Annotated in this window: 24 protein-coding genes; 14 read left to right on the forward strand and 10 right to left on the reverse strand. The window is 63.2% G+C overall.

The window, feature by feature from the left end:
- The first annotated feature begins 84 nt into the window (after positions 1 to 84).
- The 6 genes from trpB to RBA95_RS00515 all read left to right on the forward strand — a co-directional run bounded on the left by trpB (position 85) and on the right by RBA95_RS00515 (position 5,162).
- The gene (trpB, locus tag RBA95_RS00490; protein ID WP_306014810.1) at positions 85 to 1,296 is read left to right on the forward strand and encodes a tryptophan synthase subunit beta; all 1,212 of its coding nucleotides are present in this window, start codon (positions 85 to 87) and stop codon (positions 1,294 to 1,296) included.
- Positions 1,293 to 1,730, forward strand: a complete 438-nt coding sequence (locus RBA95_RS00495) for a hypothetical protein (protein WP_306014811.1) — start codon at positions 1,293 to 1,295, stop codon at positions 1,728 to 1,730. Before trpB ends, RBA95_RS00495 begins: the two co-directional genes overlap by 4 nt.
- The gene (trpA, locus tag RBA95_RS00500) at positions 1,721 to 2,518 is read left to right on the forward strand and encodes a tryptophan synthase subunit alpha (protein ID WP_371933571.1); all 798 of its coding nucleotides are present in this window, start codon (positions 1,721 to 1,723) and stop codon (positions 2,516 to 2,518) included. The genes RBA95_RS00495 and trpA overlap by 10 nt, the downstream gene beginning before the upstream one ends.
- Positions 2,519 to 2,571: 53 nt before the next feature.
- Positions 2,572 to 3,450, forward strand: coding sequence for an acetyl-CoA carboxylase, carboxyltransferase subunit beta (gene accD, locus RBA95_RS00505; RefSeq protein WP_306014813.1), 879 nt, complete (start codon positions 2,572 to 2,574; stop codon positions 3,448 to 3,450).
- A gap of 13 nt (positions 3,451 to 3,463) precedes the next feature.
- Entirely contained in the window at positions 3,464 to 4,786 is a 1,323-nt protein-coding gene (locus RBA95_RS00510; RefSeq protein WP_306014815.1) for a folylpolyglutamate synthase/dihydrofolate synthase family protein, read from the forward strand.
- 103 nt (positions 4,787 to 4,889) lie between these two features.
- Entirely contained in the window at positions 4,890 to 5,162 is a 273-nt protein-coding gene (locus RBA95_RS00515) for a DUF2061 domain-containing protein (protein ID WP_306014816.1), read from the forward strand.
- On the opposite strand, the gene RBA95_RS00520 is transcribed toward RBA95_RS00515, so the two are convergent.
- The 3 genes from RBA95_RS00520 to RBA95_RS00530 form a co-directional block, all read right to left on the reverse strand.
- Positions 5,131 to 5,574, reverse strand: coding sequence for a thermonuclease family protein (locus RBA95_RS00520; RefSeq protein ID WP_306014817.1), 444 nt, complete (start codon positions 5,572 to 5,574; stop codon positions 5,131 to 5,133). The genes RBA95_RS00515 and RBA95_RS00520 overlap by 32 nt on opposite strands.
- Before the next feature lie 107 nt (positions 5,575 to 5,681).
- Positions 5,682 to 6,014, reverse strand: coding sequence for a hypothetical protein (locus RBA95_RS00525; RefSeq protein ID WP_306014818.1), 333 nt, complete (start codon positions 6,012 to 6,014; stop codon positions 5,682 to 5,684).
- A gap of 50 nt (positions 6,015 to 6,064) precedes the next feature.
- Positions 6,065 to 6,268: a DUF1674 domain-containing protein gene (locus tag RBA95_RS00530; protein ID WP_306014819.1), complete on the reverse strand. Its 204-nt coding sequence runs from the start codon at positions 6,266 to 6,268 to the stop codon at positions 6,065 to 6,067.
- 76 nt (positions 6,269 to 6,344) lie between these two features.
- On the opposite strand from RBA95_RS00530, the gene htpX reads away from it, so the two are divergent.
- The 6 genes from htpX to RBA95_RS00560 all read left to right on the forward strand — a co-directional run bounded on the left by htpX (position 6,345) and on the right by RBA95_RS00560 (position 10,817).
- Positions 6,345 to 7,298, forward strand: a complete 954-nt coding sequence (gene htpX, locus RBA95_RS00535) for a zinc metalloprotease HtpX (RefSeq protein WP_306014820.1) — start codon at positions 6,345 to 6,347, stop codon at positions 7,296 to 7,298.
- 75 nt (positions 7,299 to 7,373) lie between these two features.
- On the forward strand, positions 7,374 to 7,709 hold the full coding sequence (locus RBA95_RS00540; protein ID WP_306014821.1) for a hypothetical protein: 336 nt from the start codon (positions 7,374 to 7,376) through the stop codon (positions 7,707 to 7,709).
- Entirely contained in the window at positions 7,706 to 9,166 is a 1,461-nt protein-coding gene (locus RBA95_RS00545; RefSeq protein ID WP_306014822.1) for a methyl-accepting chemotaxis protein, read from the forward strand. Before RBA95_RS00540 ends, RBA95_RS00545 begins: the two co-directional genes overlap by 4 nt.
- A 116-nt stretch (positions 9,167 to 9,282) precedes the next feature.
- On the forward strand, positions 9,283 to 9,879 hold the full coding sequence (locus tag RBA95_RS00550; RefSeq protein ID WP_306014823.1) for a phage tail protein: 597 nt from the start codon (positions 9,283 to 9,285) through the stop codon (positions 9,877 to 9,879).
- 18 nt (positions 9,880 to 9,897) lie between these two features.
- Positions 9,898 to 10,179 (forward strand): hypothetical protein, encoded by a 282-nt coding sequence (locus RBA95_RS00555; protein ID WP_306014824.1) that lies wholly within the window; start codon positions 9,898 to 9,900, stop codon positions 10,177 to 10,179.
- A 71-nt stretch (positions 10,180 to 10,250) separates the two neighbouring features.
- Positions 10,251 to 10,817 carry a GNAT family N-acetyltransferase gene (locus RBA95_RS00560; RefSeq protein ID WP_306014825.1) on the forward strand — a complete coding sequence of 189 codons (567 nt, stop codon included), beginning with the start codon at positions 10,251 to 10,253 and terminating at the stop codon, positions 10,815 to 10,817.
- On the opposite strand, the gene RBA95_RS00565 is transcribed toward RBA95_RS00560, so the two are convergent.
- From RBA95_RS00565 to RBA95_RS00580, 4 genes are all read right to left on the reverse strand, one after another.
- A complete protein-coding gene (locus tag RBA95_RS00565) occupies positions 10,814 to 11,296 on the reverse strand; it encodes a hypothetical protein (RefSeq protein ID WP_306014826.1) in 483 nt (160 codons plus the stop codon). The two genes, RBA95_RS00560 and RBA95_RS00565, sit on opposite strands and share 4 nt — an antisense overlap.
- An 85-nt stretch (positions 11,297 to 11,381) precedes the next feature.
- Positions 11,382 to 12,539 (reverse strand): SO2930 family diheme c-type cytochrome, encoded by a 1,158-nt coding sequence (locus tag RBA95_RS00570; RefSeq protein ID WP_306014827.1) that lies wholly within the window; start codon positions 12,537 to 12,539, stop codon positions 11,382 to 11,384.
- Positions 12,536 to 13,768: a parallel beta-helix domain-containing protein gene (locus tag RBA95_RS00575; RefSeq protein WP_306014828.1), complete on the reverse strand. Its 1,233-nt coding sequence runs from the start codon at positions 13,766 to 13,768 to the stop codon at positions 12,536 to 12,538. The genes RBA95_RS00570 and RBA95_RS00575 overlap by 4 nt, the downstream gene beginning before the upstream one ends.
- Before the next feature lie 20 nt (positions 13,769 to 13,788).
- Positions 13,789 to 16,215, reverse strand: a complete 2,427-nt coding sequence (locus RBA95_RS00580) for a TonB-dependent receptor (RefSeq protein WP_306014829.1) — start codon at positions 16,213 to 16,215, stop codon at positions 13,789 to 13,791.
- A gap of 130 nt (positions 16,216 to 16,345) precedes the next feature.
- On the opposite strand from RBA95_RS00580, the gene RBA95_RS00585 reads away from it, so the two are divergent.
- Positions 16,346 to 17,035, forward strand: a complete 690-nt coding sequence (locus tag RBA95_RS00585; protein WP_306014830.1) for a TetR/AcrR family transcriptional regulator — start codon at positions 16,346 to 16,348, stop codon at positions 17,033 to 17,035.
- Between the two features lie 6 nt (positions 17,036 to 17,041).
- Here the strand turns inward: RBA95_RS00585 and RBA95_RS00590 are convergent, their stop codons facing one another.
- Together RBA95_RS00590 and RBA95_RS00595 are read right to left on the reverse strand one after the other, a co-directional pair.
- A complete protein-coding gene (locus RBA95_RS00590) occupies positions 17,042 to 17,707 on the reverse strand; it encodes a hypothetical protein (RefSeq protein WP_306014831.1) in 666 nt (221 codons plus the stop codon).
- 127 nt (positions 17,708 to 17,834) lie between these two features.
- Complete coding sequence (locus tag RBA95_RS00595) at positions 17,835 to 18,665, reverse strand: LytTR family DNA-binding domain-containing protein (protein WP_306014832.1); 831 nt, start codon at positions 18,663 to 18,665, stop codon at positions 17,835 to 17,837.
- Between the two features lie 101 nt (positions 18,666 to 18,766).
- Here RBA95_RS00595 and RBA95_RS00600 point away from each other — a divergent pair, with 101 nt between their 5' ends.
- Positions 18,767 to 19,297 (forward strand): DUF4440 domain-containing protein, encoded by a 531-nt coding sequence (locus tag RBA95_RS00600; RefSeq protein ID WP_306014833.1) that lies wholly within the window; start codon positions 18,767 to 18,769, stop codon positions 19,295 to 19,297.
- A 13-nt stretch (positions 19,298 to 19,310) separates the two neighbouring features.
- Here RBA95_RS00600 and acs read toward each other — a convergent pair whose 3' ends face one another.
- Complete coding sequence (acs, locus tag RBA95_RS00605; RefSeq protein WP_306014834.1) at positions 19,311 to 21,260, reverse strand: acetate--CoA ligase; 1,950 nt, start codon at positions 21,258 to 21,260, stop codon at positions 19,311 to 19,313.
- Between the last annotated feature and the right edge of the window lie 100 nt (positions 21,261 to 21,360).

Genomic DNA, 21,360 nt, shown 5'->3' on the forward strand with positions numbered 1-21,360 from the left:
CCTTTACCGGCTTCTCTGAGGCCGACCTTCTGGCCCTGTCAGGATGGTGGACCCCACCGCCCTGTCGTCGTGAAAGACTTCGTCATGACCCAACCCAACGCATTTTCCCAACAGCCTGATGCTGAAGGGCGTTTCGGACAGTTTGGCGGCCGCTATGTGGCCGAGACGCTGATGCCGAACATTCTGGCGCTGGAAGAGGCGTATGAGCACTACAAGAACGATCCCGATTTCATTGCCGAGTTCGAGGAATTCAGCCGTGATTTCGTGGGCCGTCCGAGCCCGCTCTATTTCGCCGAGCGCCTGACCGAGGAATTTGGCGGGGCGAAGATCTGGTTCAAGCGCGACGAGCTCAACCATACCGGCGCGCACAAGATCAATAACTGCCTCGGTCAGGTTCTGCTGGCCAAGCGCATGGGCAAGACCCGCATCATCGCCGAAACCGGCGCCGGCCAGCATGGCGTGGCGACGGCCACCGTGGCGGCCCGCTTCGGCCTGCCATGTGAAGTGTTCATGGGCGCGACCGATGTGAAGCGGCAGAAGCCGAACGTCTTCCGCATGAACCTTCTGGGCGCGAAGATCCACTCGGTCACGTCAGGTCGCGGCACGCTCAAGGACGCCATGAACGAGGCGCTGCGCGACTGGGTGACCTATCCCGATGAGACCTTCTACGTCATCGGCACAGTAGCGGGCCCGCACCCCTATCCGGCCATGGTGCGTGATTTCCAGTCCGTCATTGGCCGCGAAGCGCGCGAACAGATGCTCGAGCGCATCGGTCGCCTGCCCGACGCCGCCGTCGCCTGTATTGGCGGCGGATCGAACGCCATGGGCCTGTTCCACCCCTTCCTCGAAGACGAGGATGTGCGCCTGATCGGTGTGGAAGCCGCCGGCAAGGGTCTGGATACGCCCGACCACGCCGCGAGCCTCAATGGCGGCCGCCCGGGCATTCTGCACGGCAACAAGACCTATCTCTTGCAGGACGAGGACGGCCAGATCACCGAAGGCCATTCCATCTCCGCCGGTCTCGATTATCCCGGCATCGGCCCCGAACACGCCTTCCTGCACGATGTGGGACGGGCGGAATACCGCTCGGCGACGGATGCCGAAGCGCTGGAGATGTTCCAGCTGTGCTCGAAGAAAGAGGGCATCATTCCCGCCCTTGAGCCCGCCCACGCCCTCGCCCGCGTGCGCGACCTGGCGAAAGAGCTGGGCAAGGACGGCGTCATCTTGATGAATATGTGCGGCCGCGGCGACAAGGACGTGTTCTCCGTCGCCGAAGCGCTCGGTGTGGAGCTGTGATCGTTTCCCTGTTGGCCCTGCTCCAGATCACTAGTGATCCTAGGCTCGCAGACCTTTTTCCCTTCACTTCCTTGCCGGAAGTCAGTCTCCAGGCCGAATGCCAACTCTGGATTGATCCAGAAGATGGAAATCAGTCGAGCATGGAAGCCGACCTTCAACACTGGTCCGTGCTTTGCCTCGAAACGCCGATGAGCAATCTGCCGACGCTTGATGATTCATTCGAAGAGTTGCTGACCGCGCGTGGCTGGGAAATGACTGACGCAATGGGCTACACAGGCATTTACGGTCACCAAGATGATAGCCACTGCCCTCATATTTTGGCTGTAAGTCTCATGACAAAAGATGAGCCTGCATACAGCGATGACCGCCACAGCGCCGAGACTGCCGTTCTGCTTATTATGACCGCCAAAGAAGATTTGGACGCCTGCTCATGACCCGCCTCGCCCCCACCTTCGCCGCTTTGAAATCTGACAACCGCGCCGGGTTTGTCGCCTATGTCATGGCGGGTGATCCCGATGCGGACACCACGCTCAAGATGATGCAGGGCCTCGCCGACAAGGGCGCGGACGTGCTGGAACTCGGCGTGCCCTTCACCGATCCCATGGCGGACGGCCCGACCATTCAGCGCGCCGCGATCCGCGCGCTTGAGGGCGGCACGACGCTCAAGGGCGTGCTCGCGCTGGTCAAACGCTTCCGCGAGACCCATATGGACACCCCCGTCGTGCTGATGGGCTATGCCAACCCGTTCTTCGCCTATGGCTTTGAAGACTTCGCCCGTGACGCCGCCGCTGCGGGGGCTGACGGGGTGATCTGCGTGGACATTCCGCCCGAGGAAGACACCGAGCTCCGCTCGGCGCTGGAAGGCCAGGGTCTGTCCTTTGTGCGCCTCGCCGCGCCCACCACCGACGACAAGCGTCTGCCGCAAGTGGTCGCACATACCTCCGGATTTGTTTATTACGTATCCACGACGGGCGTGACCGGCGCTGGATCTGGCGCGACCGGGGATATCGAAGCGGCGGTCGCGCGGGTGCGTGCGGCCTCCGGATTGCCGGTGGCGGTGGGCTTTGGCGTGAAGACGCCCGAGCGCGCCACGGAGATCGGCAAGGTGGCTGACGCCGTCGTCGTGGGCTCCGCGATCGTGGACGCTCTGGCGACGGACGGTGTGGACCAGGCCTTGCATCTCGCCGGATCCCTGGCAGACGCCGCCCATTCCGCACGCTAGCGGAGCGGCCGACGCCGGTGCAGAACGAAGCGTTTGAAGAGGTGTGACGCGATATGAGCTGGCTTCAAAGACTGACCCCGCCGGGCGTCCAGAAAATGTTCGAAAAGCGCGACACGCCGGAAAATCTCTGGGTGAAGTGTCCGATTTCGGGCGAGATGGTCTTCAACAAGGACCTGGAAAGCTCCCAGCATGTCACGCCCGCCGGCCACCATATGCGTATCGGCCCGGCCCTGCGCTTCAAATACACCTTTGATGGCGACTACACCGAAGTGGCCCTGCCCGAGGTCGCCAAGGACCCGCTGAAATTCCGCGACGACAAGCCCTATACCAGCCGTATCGCCGCCGCTCGCAAGAAGACCGGGCGCGAGGACGCGATGGCCATCGGCGTCGGCGCGATCAAGAATATCGAGACCACGGTGCTCGTGCAGGACTTCTCCTTCATGGGCGGATCTTTGGGTATGGGCGCTGGCGAAGGCTTCCTGAAAGCCTGTGAAACCGCTGTCGAGCGTCGCACGCCGCTGATCGTGTTCACCGCCGCGGGCGGCGCGCGCATGCAGGAAGGCGCCCTGTCGCTGATGCAGATGCCGCGCACCACGCTGGGCGTGGAAATGCTCAAGGACGCCAAGCTGCCCTATATCGTCGTGCTGACCGACCCGACTACGGGCGGGGTCACCGCGTCCTACGCCATGCTGGGCGATGTGCACCTGGCCGAGCCGGGCGCGCTGATCGGCTTTGCGGGGCCGCGCGTGATCGAGCAGACCATTCGCGAAAAGCTGCCCGAAGGGTTCCAGCGTTCTGAATACCTGCTGGACAAGGGCATGGTGGACAAGGTTGTCCATCGTCATGAGCTGCGCAATGTGTTGGGCAACCTGATGCGGACAATGCTCAAGCGTCCGGCCTCTGCGGACAACACCCCGGCGCGCACCGAATAGCGGAGAGAGCATCTTGGCGACCGCTGAAACCATTGAGGCGGCGCTGCAACGCCTCTCGCGCCTGCATCCGAAAAAGATCGACCTGTCACTGGGCCGGATCGAGCGTCTTCTGGAGGCGCTCGGCCGTCCACAGGACCGCTTGCCGCCTGTCATTCACGTGGCCGGCACCAATGGCAAAGGGTCGACCTGCGCCTTTCTGAAAGCGATCTCGGAAGCGGCTGGCGAACGCTGCCATGTCTATACCTCGCCCCATCTGGTGCGCTTTAACGAGCGCATCGTGCTGGCGGGCGAAATCGTTGACGACGCCCGGCTGGAAGACGCCTTTGCCCGCTGTGAGGCCGCCAATGGCGACCATGAGATCACCTTTTTCGAGATCACCACGGCGGCGGCCTTCCTGCTCTTCTCCGAAACTCCCGCAGACCGGCTGATCCTGGAAACCGGGCTTGGCGGCCGCGTGGACGCCACCAACATCCTGCCAGCCCCCCAAGCCACGGTGATCACGCCGGTCAGTCTCGATCATCAGGCCTTCCTGGGCGACTCGATTGAATTGATTGCGGCGGAGAAGGCCGGGATCATCAAGCGCCATGTGCCTGTCATCGTCGGGCCGCAAACACCTGAAGCGGAAGCGGTAATCCGCAAGGCCGCGGATCGGCTGTCCGCGCCCCTATCGATCTGGGGACAGGACTTCCAAGCCTATACCGAACACGGACGGCTGGTGTTCGAAGCCGAGGATGAGTTGTGGGATCTCAACCCGCCCAGTCTTGCGGGCTCGCATCAGATCATCAATGCCGGGGTCGCCGCAGCGACGGCGCGCGCCTGTGGTTACTCACCCGAAGACGTCAGCGCCGGGCTTGAAACCACCCGCTGGCCCGCGCGCCTGCAACGTCTGACCGAGGGACCGCTGGCTGACATCGTCAAGCAGGGCGAAGGCGCGCTCTGGCTCGATGGCGGACATAATCTGTCGGCGGCGGAATCGCTCGCCGCCAGCCTGGGGGAGATGGAAGCGGGGCGCGAACGTCCGCTCGTGCTCGTCGCAGCCTTTTCCAACAACAAGGACGCGTCCGGCTTCCTGGCCTATTTCGAAGGCCTCGCCGCCCGGGTCATCGCCATTGATTTTCAGGGCGGGCGAGAGGGCGCACAAAGCCCGGGCGAGGTCGCTGAAGCCGCGCGGACCGCGGGGCTGCCGGCTCAGACCGCGTCCAGCCTGACTGAGGCGGTGCGAGACGCCATCAGCGATTATCCCGGCGGCCGCATCGTGATTTGCGGCTCGCTATACCTGGCCGGCGAAGTGCTGGCGATGAGCGAGGGCGAGGCCGTCCAGTCGACCCCGGGCTAATCCATCGATCAACTCGATAGAGTTCATCAAAACCATTCATGTGACAAATATCCAGTTGCTCCCTATCTTCCTCTTGCGAATTGTTCGCATGAGGAGCCTGTCCATGACCGCGATCCTGAACGCCATCCCGAGCACGGCCCTGCCGTTCGACCTGCCGGCCCGGTTGCCGATCCGAGCTTTCAAGCCCGTCACCTACGGCTTGATGCACCTGGTGGTCGCCATCTCTGTGGCGTTTGCGCTGACAGGAAGCTGGACGGCTGCACTGGCGATCGGCCTCATCGAGCCGGCGGTGCAGACCGTCGCCTACACCCTGCACGAACGGGCCTGGAACAGGACCGTATCGTCTAGCGCGGGCGCGATTGCGACGGTGCGCTAGACGGAGCCGTCGCGCTCGTCTGACACCAGGGTCCCTCTTCGCCGTACACGCTGGCGAGCCCCGCTTCGAGCAGAGCGTCTGACAGGCTTTCTTCAGTGTCTGACGCCTTCAGCTCCGCAATGACGCGTCCTGCAAAACTGCCCAGGCGAACCTGATGCAGGCTGACCGCCTCATGGTTCGAAAGCCAGCTGCGCGTAAATTCGGTCGCCCGGTATCCGGCTACACGCTCGGCCTCACACGCGGGCCGACGGGTTTCGGGCGTATCCACGCCATCAAGCCGGACTCGCGTCTGCACGATATGCCCGGGCCAGATATGCGCCTGCACAGCAATCGTATCGCCGTCGATCACCTCGACCACGTCCACGGCGACAGGCCCAGCAATCGGGGCCGCACCCTGAAGATGCATTGCCATAATAGCGCTCGCGGTAAGGGAACATAATCCGACCATTCGAGCAGTTTAGGAAAATTATCAGTTTTGGGAAAGCGACACTGGCGCTTCAGATCCAAGCCGAATCTGGTTTAGCGCCACCGATAATGGGTATGGCCGTTCTGGCGCACGACGATGATACGGGGCGGATCATCGCCGACACCGCCCGTCAGCGGTCCGTAAAAGAAGCCATCACTCAGCTGGACGGGATCGCCCGCTTGCACGGATCTGCGGGGTGCAGAGGTCACAGTCCCAGCATAGCCGCCAAAGCGAGACCGCTCATAAGCCCCTTCAGCGCGATAGGTCTCGTGCTCATAAGCATAGACGACAGCGCCCTGGCTTGGCGCTTTGCGCACATCATCCGGTCCGCCCAGCAGTGGAGCCGGGTCGGCAGCGATCAGGGCAAGGGCGAAAAACGCGATCATTGTTTCATTATAGCACAGTCGCGACGCAGCAGAAGCGATAGCGGGCGCGCCTAGAAATCGTAGGTGATGCCCTTTTTCTCCCAATCGCCAAAGCGCGTGGGTTCGGGGCCTTTGGGACCGCCCAGCTCCTTTTCACGCGCCGCCTCTTCCTCCGCTTTGCGGCGGCGCTCTTCGGCTTCGGCCAGGGCGCGTTTCGCCGCCTCACTCAGGGGTTTGCGGGGCTCGTCCGGTTCGGGCGCTTGTTCATCACTCATCACTTGCGGTCCTTTTGTCTCGCGCCCATTTACCTAAGTCGCGGAGCGCGCTCCGCCAAGACAGGTGACCGCAACAATGACCGCAAACACGCTTCGGACTTTCATCCTTCTCGCCGCCCTGACCGGCCTGTTCATGGCCGTGGGCTATATGATTGGCGGGACCGGCGGCGCGCTGATCGCGCTGGTGCTGGCGGGGGGCATGAACCTGTTCGCCTACTGGAATGCGGACAAGATGGTGCTGCGCATGCATGGCGCGCGCGAGATCACGCCCGATGAACGCAATCCGGCACTGCGTCAGTTCGCTTCCGATACGGTCGGCATGGCCGATCGGGCCGGCATGCCCTATCCAAGGGTCTATGTGATTGAAAGCGACCAGCCGAACGCGTTCGCCACCGGCCGCGATCCCAATCACGCCGCCGTCGCCGCGACCACCGGACTTCTGGCGACGCTGAACCGGCAGGAAGTGATGGGCGTGATGGCCCATGAGCTGGCCCATGTGCGCCACCGCGACACGCTGACCATGACCGTCACCGCGACGCTGGCCGGCGCGATCGGCTTCCTGGCGAACTTCGCCCTGTTTTTCGGGGGCGGTCGGGATCGGGGTGGTTTCCTCGGCGCTCTGGCGCTGGCGATCCTCGCCCCGTTGGCGGCTGGTCTGGTGCAAATGGCGATTTCACGGGCCCGCGAATACGACGCCGACAAGGGCGGCGCCGAGATTTGCGGCGACCCGCTCTGGCTCGCCTCGGCGCTGGAAAAGATCGAACGCGGCGCGCGTCAGACCGTCAATGACGCCGCCGAGCGCAATCCGGCCACCGCCCATATGTTCATCATAAACCCGTTGAACGGCCAGGGCGCGGACAATCTGTTCTCCACCCACCCCGCGACGGCGAATCGAATCAGCCGCTTGCGGCGCATGGGGGGCGCCGCGCCCGCATCCAATAGCGGTCCGTGGGGGGAGCTAGGCCCTTGGACCGCAAAAGATTCAGGCGAATCATCGTCAGGCGGGAACTATGGGGGACCCTGGGGTTGAATGTATAAATTGCTCAACTAGCAGTTAACACATTTGTCTCATACCTGAATGAAAGTATTCACGGAATGAGATCAAATGGCGTCTCGCCTGCCTCAAATCTGTCTTGGCCTGATGGTGGCGCTGATCACCACGGTCCCGGTGACGGGCGCCATCATGGATGCGCCCGACCAGGGACAGGCGGCTGTCCTTCTGGACCCGCGCCTGAGCCGCACCGAGCAATTGCAACGCGTTGCAGAGGCGGGCGCTGAGCTGGTCCGCTTTGGCGCGGCGCCCGGCACCCTGATCGTCAACATGACCGACATCTCCAGCCCCGAGGCGCTGCGCGCCGCCGGGGCGTGGATTATCGCTGATCCCATCATTCTGGGCGGATGCTCCGTGGATGGATCGCAATCGAGGGGAATACCCGCATGACCCGTCTTGAAGCCCTGCAGTCCAAAGCCATGATGGTTCTGGTGATGATCCAGGTCGCCGCCATACCGGTCTACCTGGCCAAAGCGCTCTTCATGGATATGGGCAAGGCGCTCTTCGGCGCCGTCCTGCTCGGCCTCGTGGCCGGCCTGTCCGCCTTTGTGTGGAAAACCGCGCCGCGCCAGACGTCCAGTCGCATGGTCGTCGGGGCCGGCATGATCGGCCTGCCCGCCGCGCTGACCTACATGATGGGCGGTCAGGCCTGGCAGATCGACATGCACATGACCTTCTTCGCCGCCCTGGCGATGGTCACCCTGCTATGTGACTGGCGCGCCCTGGTGGCGGCCGCCGGCGTCACGGCTCTTCATCATTTGGGCCTGAACTTTCTTCTCCCCTCTGCGGTCTTTCCCGGCGGCGGCGACTTCCTGCGCGTGGTGTTCCACGCCGTTGTAGTGGTCGCAGAGACCGCTGTTCTGATCTGGCTGGCCCACGCCGTGGCCCAGGCCCTGACAGACGCCGACCAGGCCGTCACCGAAGCCGAGGCCGCCAACATCCAGGCCAAACAATTGTTTGAAGCGGACAAGGAACGTCAGGCTCAAAGCGAGAAGTCCCGCAAGAAAATCTCTGAAATCGCCAACGCCTTCGAGCAAACCGTGGCAGGCCTTTTGAACAAGCTGCAAGATGCATCCTCCGGGCTGAGCGAGCTGGCAACGCAATTGCGTTCGGATTCCAGCGCAACCGCCAGCAGCGCCGGGTCCGCGTCTGATCAGGCTTATCAGACCAGCGGCCACGTGGAAGCCGTGGCCTCGGCGGCCCAGGAACTGGCCGCGTCCATTGCGGAAGTGACGCGCACCCTGACCACGGCCGACGAGATCTCCGTACGGGCTGAATCTGAGGCCGGCCGCGCAGACGGCTCCATGAAGGAGTTGCACGAAGCCGCCCGCGAGATCGAGGACATCGCCAAGCTGGTCAGCGATATCGCGGAGCAGACGAACCTGCTGGCGCTCAACGCCACCATCGAGGCCGCGCGTGCCGGCGAAGCCGGCAAGGGCTTCGCCGTTGTCGCGAGCGAGGTCAAGGAGCTGGCCAACCAGACCGGCAAGGCCACCGAGGATATTCACCACAAGATCAACGCCATGCGGGAGGCCGCCGAAGCCGCCAGCTCCGCGCTCACCCAGATCGGCAGCACGATTGGGGATATCCGTGACGCCTCTTCCAGCGCGCGGGACGCCTTCACCCAGCAAGCCAGCGCGACCGATGAAATCGCCCGTCTCGCCGCTGACGCCGCCCAGTCCACAAGCCGGGTCAGCGACGAGGTCACAGCGGTGAACGGCGCCGCCGAGCGCGCCACGGAAGCCGCCGGCCAATTTGATGAAGCCGCGGCAGGGCTGAAAACCTCCGCCCAGACCCTGTCCGAGGAGCTCGCGAAATTCCGCGCCGACCTCGACAGCGCCGCATAGGCTTCGCACGCGCAACAAAAGAAAACTGAACAAGAATTTCCCTCATATGGGGAAATTCTTGTTGCGGGCGAAATTCTGTCTGTCACTCTCCCCGGACTAGTAACAGGGAGGGACAGATGGAAGCATTCATGTCCATGATCACCCCATACGGGTGTAATTTCGTCATTCGCAATTGGGGCGCCTGCTGGGGCGGATTGATCTCGATCGCCCAGTACAACGCGCTGTTCTCATTGCTCGGCACCAATTTTGGCGGCGATGGACGCACCAGCTTCGGACTGCCCGATCTGCGTGGACGGTCGCCGGCCGGCTATGGCAATGGTCCGGGTCTGAACAACATGATCCTGGGCCAGAAAGGCGGGCAGGAATATTCCACCATCACCACCATCAATCTTCCGCCCCACAGCCACACCTTCAATGTCAGCGGCGCAACCGATCCGGCAAGCACCGAGTTGCCCGTATCCACGGATCCCGCCATCGGCAGCGATCCGGACGGCAACTATCTGGGCACTACGAGCGGCTCCGTGCGCCCTTACAGCTCGACCCTGTCGAGCCCTCCGGGCACGATGGGACCGATCCCGCTTCCGGGTCAGAACTTTGCGGTCTCTGGCACCACCTACAATACCGGGGGCGGCCAATCCCTCTATGTTCAATCCCCGTATCAGGCATTGAACTACCAGATCTGCATGTACGGCATCTATCCGAGCCGTAGCTAGGCCAGAGGAGAACCACCCATGAAACCCACTGAAAACCTGACCGCGGACGATTTCAAACCGCTGGTCGGCCAGAACTTCACGCTGGCGAACAACCACACGCTGGTTCTCAAGGAAGTCGAAACGCAGGACTCCCATCATTCCGACTTTCGTGCGCCTTTCAGCCTGGTCTTTACCGGCCCTGAAGAACTGAAGCTGGCCGATGTCGTGCCGCTCGAACATGACTCCATTGGCGAACATCACGTGATGGTGCACCGGATCGTGTCGCATCCGGACGCCCAATTCGAGGTCGTGTTCAGCTAGACCGATGCGCTCCGCCCCGGATCAGATGATCCGGGGCGGTTCCCTTTATCAAGACCAACCGAAACAGATCCATGATCCAGACTGACGCTCGACCCGCCAATTCAGCTGACGTGAACCCGCTGGACCTTCATTTGCGCCCCGCCGCCGCCAAGGATGAAGCCTTCCTCAAATCCGTCCATGACGCCGGTCGCGCCTGGGAATTCGTGGCCCTCAAGGGGCAGGTGGATGATGCGGTGATCGAGTCGATTTATAAGCAGCAGTACAGCGCTCAGCATGACGTCTATTTCAACGCCTTCACCCTGGCCCAGTATGCCGTGATCGAATGGTGCGGACAGCCGATCGGGCGTCTTTACGCCGACTTCCGCGACCACGAAATCCGCTTGCTCGACATCAATATCCTGCCGCCCTATCGCGGTAAGAAGATTGGCGAAATCCTGATCCGGAGCCTGTGCTCGCAGGCCGCAGCCCAGCGCATGCCGGTCACCTTGCAAGTGCATCCCATGAATCCGGCGCGCCAGCTCTACAAACGGCTGGGTTTCAGGGAGCTGGGCGTCCGTGCGGACAATTCACCCGGCGCAGGCACATTCATCGAGATGGATTGGCGTGATCTGATGACCACGCCCGCACGCACGGCCTAGCTTCCCGGCGTCGCGAAGGTCGCCAGGCAGGCGTCGGACAGACGCCAGCCCTCCGCCGTCTCTTCATAGCGGCAGGCAATGTGGTCCAGTCCCGCACGACCGCGCTCCAGCCCTTCAAGCTCGGGGTTCTGCAGAGCAGCGAACCGGGCCTGCGGGAAGACATAGCTGATCCGGGCTCCGTCGCTGGCTGCGCCATCCACCACGCACAAGGGCGGTTGCATCAGAACAGTGCGCACGGCGGCATCGCCCATGCGCTGGCCGAAGACCTGCGCTTCGATCCGCGGATCCAGTCTGCGCACCTCTTCCGCCGCCGGGCCCTGCGCCATCAATTGCGACAGACGCGCCTCATCATGCGCGACGACAGCGCCGAAAGCGGCCCGCTCGGCCATGTCCGCCGGACGGCACACCGGTTCGGACGTCGCGCATGCCCCCAGGGCGACAGCAGCGACGGCGCAAACGGATATCGATCGAACGAACATGCAATTCTCCGCGGCGGGACAGGTCTGAACAGAGCTGCAGTGTGCCCAAACCCGCCCCGTCCGCCAAGCACTAAACCATGACGGTTTAACCGCAACCGCCGCTCATCGCGTCGATCCAGGCGGCGATGAGCGCAACGCCCTCATCGTGCTGAAGCGCCCGTCCCAGCTCCGGCATCATCACATCGGCCTCAACGCTGGCCAGCCGATAGGTGAAGATGGAGTCCTCGGAAGCCCCCGGCACAATGTCGTAGCGCCGATTCCCGGTCCCCCGCCCCGCAGCGATCGGCAGCTTGCAAATGCCCAGATGCGGACCGGTCGGCTCATGTGCTTCGAGATACAGTCCCGACGTGTCCGCCGGCCCGGTGCGGGAATGGCAATGTGAGCAGTTGATGTCGAGATAGGCGCGCGCCGCACGGTCCAGCGCCTCGCCCGCCAGAGGCAATTCGCCCCGCCAGGCCACATTGCGCGGCGCGGCCTCGGCGGCAGGTGCGTCCGCCAGCAGCCCCTGCTCGGACCAATGGTCGATCTGGTTCGCCACACCGTCGAAATACTCAAAATCGGTGTTCATGTGCCGCGCCCGCGGTCCAATGGGCCGGACGCCCAGGCCGTCAGTGGTGTCGGTCTCGTGACAGCCGGCGCACTGGTTCACATTGGGCACCACATAGCCCAGCGCCTCTTCGCCCGCTTCTGACACCAGGATCATGTCCACGAAGCCGCCTGCGCGGGCGAGAGTGGCTTCGGTCTGTTCGGCGTTCCAGATATAGGGCAGCGCCTCCCATCCAGCCTCACGGCGGACTAGGACGCGAGTCTCGACCAGGCGCACCGCCTCAAGATCCAGTCGGCGCTCGTCAAAATGCGCCATCCCGTCGCCATCCACCCGGGCCACATAGCCGGGCCCGCCCGCAGCGCGCGGGTAATAGAAGGTCTTGGTGATCACCGTCCCGACCGGAAAGTCAAAGGCGCCCTCCGGGTCGTAACCCGCCGGCCCCGCCTCAACTGGAATCCAGACCGTACGCAATTTCTGGGCATAGTCGGTGAACAACCCCGTGGCGAGCTGGTAGGGCGTCACGGCATCGCCGAGCACCAGCTCGCCGCCCCCCACGGCCAGCTGTCCCCAATCTGACAGGCTGACCGGTCGGCCTTCGGCGATAAAGGTCGGCTGCGGCGGCTCGGGCGGCGCCTCCTGCGCGCAGGCGCACAGGAGGGCACTCACAAACAGGCTGGCAATCAGGCTGCGGATCACAGATCAAGCTCCACCGCGGGGCGCGGCTCATGCGTGCAGTCAAACAGGGCGGCGTCGGCCAGTTGCGGGCTGGAGAACCCGTTCGGCGCATCGGCGTTGAGCACTTCGGCGTCGGTCACGCACAGGCGCAGATCGTCCGGCAAGGCGCCGTCCACCATCTTGTCCTCATCCATATACCCGTCCCACAAGACGCCCGGCAGGCGTCCGGTCGGGCCGAACAGCGCGACGCGCAGGGCCTGAAGCTCCAGACCGTCCGGATTGCCGCCGCCGCCCTCATACTGGTTGTCGTGGATGTAGATGGTTTCGGGATAGGGATCGAAATCCTCGGTCACGCCCAGATCTTCATAGCCCGACGTGTACAGCGACGAGATGATCACATGAGCCGTGCGATTGTCGCGCAAGCGGTTGTTGAAGATCTCCACATCGTCGTTGGAATTGATCAAGATCCCCGAACCCGCCGGCACGCTGGCCACCGGAGTGCCGGCATGGCCGAAATTGCCCGTGTTGTTCTCGTACACATCATTGTCGAACACGCGCGTACCCGCGCCCGGACGCGGCAGGTTGGGCATGTTGAAGATCAGGATGCCGCCGGTGTTGTTGGTCGCGACATTGCCGTAGACATCGGCATTGTTGCAGTTCTCGATCTCGATGCCCGCCACATTGTATTCGGCGCGTGAATTGCGCACGATCACGTTCTCGGACTGGCCCACATAGATGCCCGCATCAGACGCGCCGATCGCCACCGCGCCCTCGATGAGGACATTGGTGGACTGGACCGGATAGAGGCCGTAGGCGCCATTGTCTGTGGACGGACCATTCGTCCATTCCACGCGCACATCGCGGATCACGACATCTGTGGAATCCGAGATCTTCACCGAATCCCCGACCGTGTCTTCAAACGCCAAATTCTCGAGAGTGAAGCCCTCGACCCCGGACACCAGAAGCCCTTCCGCGCCTTGTCGCTGCTCGGCGAAGGACAGGATGGTCTCGTCCATGCCCGCCCCGCGCAGGGTGACGTCATCCACCGTCAGCGACAGGCCCCGTTCAAAGATGAACTCGCCGGCCGGGATCTCGATCACATCGCCGGGCTGAGCATCGAGCAGGGCGTTCATCAGGGTGTTCTGATACTCCCGGTCAAAGCCGGAGACATCACGGCTCTCCTCCGGGCCGCCACACGCGGCCAGGGCGAACAGGCTGGCGCCCATGAGCGCAATCTTAAAATGTTTCATTGGTTTCTCCTCCCCGGGGATCAGTACCGGACTCGCAGGTCCACGCCCCACATGCGCGGCGGTGTGATCTGGGCATGCACGGTTCCGAAGGTATCCGCCGTCAGCGTGCCCACGCCGTCGATATATTGCTCATCAAAGACATTGTTGACGTAGGCGCCAAGCTGGAACCGGTCATTGCTGTCCCGCCAATAGGCGCGCAGGTCGAGGCGATGGGTCGCCTCTCCGTTCTGCACGCCGCCGATGACGGCGCAGCCCAGCTGCTGGCGGCTTTCGTCATTACAGCGGCGCGCGCTGTTATAGGCGTAGACGCCCAGCACCTCGAACTCGGAGCCATTGGACAGGGCCCAGGTCTGGCTGGCGCCGGTCGAGATCGACCATTCGGGCGTCCCTGTGGGCTGGCCCGACAGGTCCGCGCCCGCACGGGTGATCCGCTCGTCGAACGTCACATCGATATATTGCAGGTTCAGATAGGTCTCGAACCCGGCCAGCGGCGCCCAGTCCACCTGGAAGTCCACACCGGTCCCGGTCTCGTCAGAGGTCTCGACCACATATTGCGGCACGCCAGACCCGCCGACATTGCCGACAAGCCGCACCGCCTGCTTGTCCTTGTACAGGTAATGAAAGAGCGAGGCCGCGACCCGCATGGTGTTATCCGGCGCCGTCCATTTCAGGCCGGCTTCGAAATTGTCCACATCCTCGTTCTCGAACCGGGAGCCGACCTCGACCGAATTGTACCCGCCTGCCTTGTAGCCCTGGGTATAGGACGCAAAGAGCAGCAGATTGTCCATGGCGCGGTAGTTCGCGACGAGGCGCGGGCTGATGTCATTCCAGCTGTCGGAGCGCTCGCACACAACGCCCTCGGCGACGGTCACGCCGTTATCGCAGGCGAGCCCGGCCGCGCTTGAAAGATCGAACACCACGTCAAAATCAAAGGCGGCGGGGCTGACGCCCGCCAGGGCCAGCACGCCCAGCGCATCCAGCTCCGCCAGCGCCTGATCGAGCTCGGGCGCCTGGCGCGGCCCGTTGAGCCAGCTGAAGGTCTTTTCATCGCGGGTATAGCGCGCCCCACCGATCAGGGAGAAGCGGTCGGAGATGCGCCATTCCACGTCCGCAAACGCAGCGAAGGCGGAGAAACCCCCGCGATTATGCATGGACTCATCCCAGCTCAGCCCCAGAAGGCGCTGCGGCAAGCCGAAGGGGATGAGCAGGCCGTTCTGAAGATCCGAAAACGGGGTTCCCGCCCCGAGATTGAACAGAACCGTCTCGATGGAGTCGGTGAAGGCGTCGGTTTCGCTGACCTGAGTGGCGTTCTCGTCGTAATAGCTCACGCCTGCGACCCAGTCGAAACGGTCATTGGCGCCGGAAAGACGAAACTCCTGATACCAGCTCTGGTTCTGTTCGATATTGTTGGTGTCGAAATACAGATCGATCCGGTTCGTGCCGTCCTCATCCTGACGATTGGAGGTCTCGAAATAGCGAAAGGCCGAGATCGATTGCAGGGTGAATGCCCCGAAATCATGAGTGACGTGCAAGGACGCCTCATCCAGGTCGCGCTGTTCGATATTGCGCGTCACATCATTGGTGATGGGCGTGTCGAACGGATTGAGCAAGGTGGACGGGTCCACCGGCAGGGCCGGCCGCGCAGGCGCGGCGGGTAAGGGCGTGATGCCGATCGCCGGACGCGCATCTTCATCCAGCTTCTCGCGCGTATAGCGGAACACCACATCGGTCAGCGCCGTCGGCTCCCAGCCAACCGCGCCCCGTACGGCCCAGTTATCCTGGCGGTCATAGTCCTCGCCCGTGGCCGCATCGGTCAGAAGTCCGTCGCGCTGGTTCACCACCATGTTCATGCGCAATGCGAAGGTTTCGGCGAAGGGAATGTTCAGCAGGCCTTCGAACCGGCGCAGATTGTTCTCGCCCACGCGCAGGGCCAGCTCGGCTTCCACATCATCCACATTGGGATCGTTGGAAGTGACCGAGATTGCGCCCGCCGCCGAATTGCGGCCGAACAGCGTGCCCTGCGGCCCCTTGATCACTTCCACGCGGCTGACGTCATTGAACGCCAGAAGCGAGGCGCCGGAGCGAGCGGCATAGATGCCGTCCACATAAACCCCGACCGCCGGATCGGTGCCGACGCCGAAATCCGACGTCGAGACGCCGCGGATGGAAAAGCGCGGCTGGGTCGGACTGCCGCCGCTGACATCCAGCCCCGGCACGAACTGATCAAGATCGCTGAGACTGGTCGCGGCGATGGCGTCGATATTGTCCGCCGTGACGACTTCGATGGCCAACGGCACATCCTGAATGCTTTGCGTGCGTCGCTGCGCCGTGACGGTGATGGTGTCCACGCCTGTATTGGACACGCCTTCCTGAGCCACGACCGTCGCGTGTGGCGCGGCCAGGGCCAGCACCCCCGCCGAAACGCCGATAAAGAGCGCCTGTTTCATACTGTTTTCTCCCCCAGAGACCGGCGGGGATTTGTCCCTCTGTCCGGTTTTAGAAACAGAATACTATTCTCATTTTGCAAAATGGATCAAGCCGCACTAGTTAAACCGTGAGGACAGCAAGGACTTCATTGTGCCCGGAACACCCGCCAACGACACAGCGCCGCGGCAATCGCGCCTGCGCGACAAGCCCCAGCAACGCCGGGCCCGCCAGCGTCTCGACGCCATCCTGAACGCCGCCGAAGCGCTGGTGGAGGAGCTGGAGGCGGAGGCGATCACCACCAATCTGATCGCGGAACGCGCAGGCGTGCCCGTCAGCTCGGTCTATCGCTATTTCAAGAATGTCTCGGCGGTGTTCGCCTATCTGTTCGAGGATCTCAACGAAGAGATCATCGCCGTGATCGAGGAATGCCTCGCCAATTCCCAGCCCGGCTGGGATGACTGGCGCGAGGTGACCGGCGCGATCATCACCCGGCTGCATCTCTTCCTGGTGGACAATCCGGGCTATTGGAAACTGCTGCTGGTCATGCAGACCAGCCAGGACTTGCGTGCGGCCAAGGCCGACATGATCGGCCAGGTGGCGGACATGCTCAGCGCACGCTGGCGACAGGGCTATGACGGGTTCGCCGGCGGCGATCCGGATCTGGTGGCCCGGTTCACCGTCGAGATCTTCATGTCGATCGAAACCCGCTGCGCCCAGATCCAGGACCCCAAGACCCTCAGCGAAATGTTCGCCGAACTGGTCAAGGCGCTCGAGGCCTATCTGTCGCTTTATCTCAACAAGGTTTCCCCCGAAGATCTTGGCAACGGCTCCCCGGACTGAACCGGACTAGCCCGAGGCCAGAACCAGCAAGACATAGAAGACAAAGGGCAGGGCCAGGAAGGCGGGGATCACCAGGACGGAGAACCCGAACAGCGCCACCAGCACGCCCATCAGAAGCGCCAGATTCAACAGCAGCATCGGCACGCCGCGATGGGGGTCGCGCCCCGCCTCACGCAGCAGGCCGCCGAGGATCGGCACATACAGAAGCGCCCGGCCCAGCCCCATCACGAGGGCGTCCAGCCATTCACCCGGCCGCACATGCAGCACCGCCGAGCGGGTGGGACGCCGCGCGGCGACCATGACGCCCGCCATCACCAGACCGCCCAGCCCGACCGCCAGCGCCGTCATCCAGCCCTCGCCGGCGGTGTTGAGAAACACCACGGCCAGTATGGACATCACCACGGTCAGCGGCGGCATGGCCCGCTGCACCCAGCGCGCCGGCCCCCAGACCGGCAGGACTTCGCCTGCCTGTCCGCTCATGGAATTGGCCACAAAGCCCAGGCCCGCAATGTAGTGAAACAACACCAGCGGCAAGGAGACCGCCACCAGAGCCGCCGTCAGCGGGGAGTCCGTAATGCCGGGCTTGTCGCCCGGAAACGCCAGGAACATCCCGGCCCAGAGCACGAAGGGCAGCAGCATGAAGCCACCGACCCAATAGGGGAGGTATCGCATGGGATCGTCCAACATCTGTTCTTGTTGGCGATCTGAGTACAAGCGGCGCGCGCGGCGGGGAATGCGACCCCGGCGCGCTTACAAAAAGTGGGGATTTGTAAGCGTGAACGCCGCCTCACAGATAAATTTAGGTGGAGGCTTCGCACTCAAGGGACCGCACCCGGTCCAGCCATCCCCGGGCGCGAACCCCATCAAGGCGCGAGCGCGCAACAGGCGCCTGTTCACCAGTCGACAAGACCAGCTTGTAATCGCGCCCGTCCCGGATTGCATGAGACACGGCGCGGTCTGCGACCCACCAGGATCGGTGAACCTGCAGCCCCGGTTCGTCGTTCAGGCGCTCTATCCAGTCCGCCAGACGGTCCCGCCGGAAATGCCGGCCATGATCGGTGATGATTTCAAGATAATGGTCGCGCGCCCTCACCCATAAGACGCCGGTTTCGAAGGCGGTGGCGCGTGAAGGCCGGTGAGGATCAGCGCGCGCCGTGTCTGCGGGATCCTGCCCACTCAAAAAGGCGCGCTCCCACATCAGGCGCAGCGCAAACGTAAACCCGCCGATCGCCAACACTGGCGGCGCGACGAACGGGATGAACTCGACCCATGGATCGGGCGCTTTTGGCAGGATCGGCGTGAACTTCAGTGCGTGCAGCTCAACCGCGATGACCGGAATGCTGATCAGGATCGCCAGCGCTTTGCCCGCCCAGCGACCCAATTGCGTATCAGGGAGCACGCGCGCCAAGACCAGTTCGAGCCCGATAGGCTGAAACACCATCAACGCACTCACCACCAGCCAGAGCCCGAGCCGGTGCGCAAGCCCCAGATCATCGGTGTCAAACGCGCCTGAAAGCGTCAACACAACCGCCAGGAACACGCTCAGCATCGTCAGCAAAACGATATTGCGATGCCAGGGGTTCGCGCTCCAGTCGGGCACGCTGCGACCGTTCACGTCTATCGCGGACATTTCACGACAAGCTCCTGTTCTTACAGCGTTAGGCGCGGCATCGACCGGTCATCGCCTGCGTTCTGGCGATCAGTGATGACAGACTTTTTTGGAGACAAGCAATGAAAAACCCCGTGACCGTGACCGCAATCGCCCTGTGTGCGCTGATCGCGTCCACCCCCATGGCGCAGGCCCAGGAACGGCGCGAGATCCCGGCCTACCGGGAGGTGGGGCTGGCCGAGAACACCGCCGCCCGCCGCGCCCTCGCAGAGTGGTTTGACGCCTTTCGCGACGCCTGGGCGCGCGAGGACAGCGCAGGCCTAGCGGCGCTGCACACCGCCGACACCGAATGGATCAACGCCTATGCCCGCCTGTTCCAGGATGCGGGGTCTCTCGAACAGTTTCTCGAGGATCGCCTGTTCCCGCAGTTTGACCCGCAGGTTTCCGCCACCGAAGCCGCCAACATGCAGCTGGTTTCCATGCGCCTCCTGGGCGACGACGCCGCAGTGATCCATGTCTACACCGACGGCAATCGCGGCCTGTCGCGCAATTCAGGCGAAACCGCACGCCGCACGCATATTCATTTGGTGCTCACGCTGACGGTAGACGGCTGGAAAGCGGCGCACACAGCCATCATGGATGCACGCCGCTAAGCCAGACGGCCTGTTACTGACCGGTCGCGATCTTGTGGCCCTCGATGAGATCCTCCACCACGCCGGGATCGGCGAGGGTGGAGGTATCTCCGAGCTTGTCGTACTCGCCCTCGGCGATTTTCCGGAGAATGCGGCGCATGATCTTGCCCGAGCGGGTCTTGGGAAGGCCCGGCGCGAACTGGATGATGTCCGGCGTCGCCACCGGCCCGATATCGGTGCGCACATGCGCCTTGAGGGTCTTCTCGGTGTCTTCGGTCGGCTCCAGCCCCGCCACGAGCGTGACATAGCAATAGATGCCCTGCCCCTTGAGATCGTGGGGGTAGCCCACCACGGCGGCTTCCGCGACCAGCTCATGGGCCACCAGCGCGCTCTCGATCTCGGCGGTGCCCAGCCGGTGGCCGGACACGTTCAGGACGTCATCCACCCGGCCCGTGATCCACCAATAGCCATCTTCATCCCGACGTGCGCCGTCGCCGGTGAAGTACATGTTTTCATAGGTGGAGAAATAGGTCTCCACAAAGCGCTGATGGTCGCCATAGACCGTGCGCATCTGCCCCGGCCAGCTGCCCAGCAGAACGAGATTGCCTTCCTGCGCGCCATCATCGGGCAGGCGATTGCCTTCCGCATCCATCAGGGCGGGCTGGACGCCGAACATGGGAAAGCTGGCAGAGCCGGGCTTGAGGTCATGGGCGCCCGGCAGCGGCGTGATCAGATGGCCGCCTGTCTCGGTCTGCCACCAGGTGTCCACGATCGGGCACCGCTTGTCGCCCACCACTTCATGATACCAGCGCCAGGCCTCGGGATTGATCGGCTCGCCCACCGATCCCAGAAGCCGCAGCGAGGAGCGATCATGCTTGCTGACCGGCTCGTCGCCCTCGCGCATCAGGGCGCGAATGGCGGTGGGCGCGGTGTAGATGGTCGTCACCTTGTGCTTGGCGACGATGCGCCAGCAGCGGTCCGGACCCGGCCAGGTGGGCACGCCCTCATACATCAGGGTCGTCGCGCCGTTGGCGAGCGGGCCATAGACGATGTAGGTGTGGCCCGTAACCCAACCCACATCGGCCGTGCACCAGAACACATCGTCCTCGCGATGATCGAACGTGTATTCATGGGTCATGGACGCCCAGACAAGATAGCCGCCCGTGGTGTGCAGCACGCCCTTGGGTTTGCCCGTCGAGCCCGACGTGTAGAGGATGAAGAGCGGGTCTTCCGCCTTCATGGGCTCGGGTTCGCACTTGGCGTCCACTTCCAGCGCCAGGTCGTGGTGCCAGAAATCGCGACCCTCGACCCAGGGCACCTGGGCGCCGGTATGGCGGATGCACAGCACCGCCTTCACGCCCGGCGCATGCTCGATCGCCTTGTCCACATTGGCCTTGAGCGGCACGCCCTTGTTTCCGCGCACGCCCTGGTCGGCGGTGACGATGAATTCGGACTGGCAGTCATTGATCCGGCCCGCGAGCGCTTCAGGGCTGAAGCCGCCAAACACCACCGAATGCACCGCGCCAATGCGCGTACAGGCCAGCATGGCGTAGGCCGCCTCGGGGATCATCGGCATGTACAGCGTGACCCGGTCACCCTTCTTCACCCCGATCTTCTTCAGCTCGTTGGCGAAACGGCAGACATGGTTGTGCAGCTGGGCGTAGGTGATCGAATGGTGGAAGGCGGGATTATCGCCTTCCCAGATCAGCGCGACCTTGTTGGCGCGCTCGGGCAGGTGGCGATCAATGCAGTTATGGCTGACATTCAGGACGCCATCCTCGAACCAGCGGATGTGCAGATCATCCTTGGCGAAGGACACGTCGGAGATCTTCGTCGGCTCGGTATACCAATCCAGGCGCTTGGCTTCATCGGCCCAGAATCCGTCCGGATCCTTGATGGAGCGCTCGTACATCTGCTTGTAACGCTCAAGGGTGATCTCGGCGTCGGCAAAGCTTTTCGGAACCGGAACAACGGTCTCGGACATGGTCGCTTTCCTCCCTCGGAAGTCTTCTTTGGTCTAGATGTGCGTCACCCGCCGGGCCATCGCAAGGCAGACGAACGTGTTACGCCCCCTTGTGAAGCGC

This window comes from Oceanicaulis sp. MMSF_3324, assembly GCF_030733545.1.
Lineage (GTDB): Bacteria > Pseudomonadota > Alphaproteobacteria > Caulobacterales > Maricaulaceae > Oceanicaulis.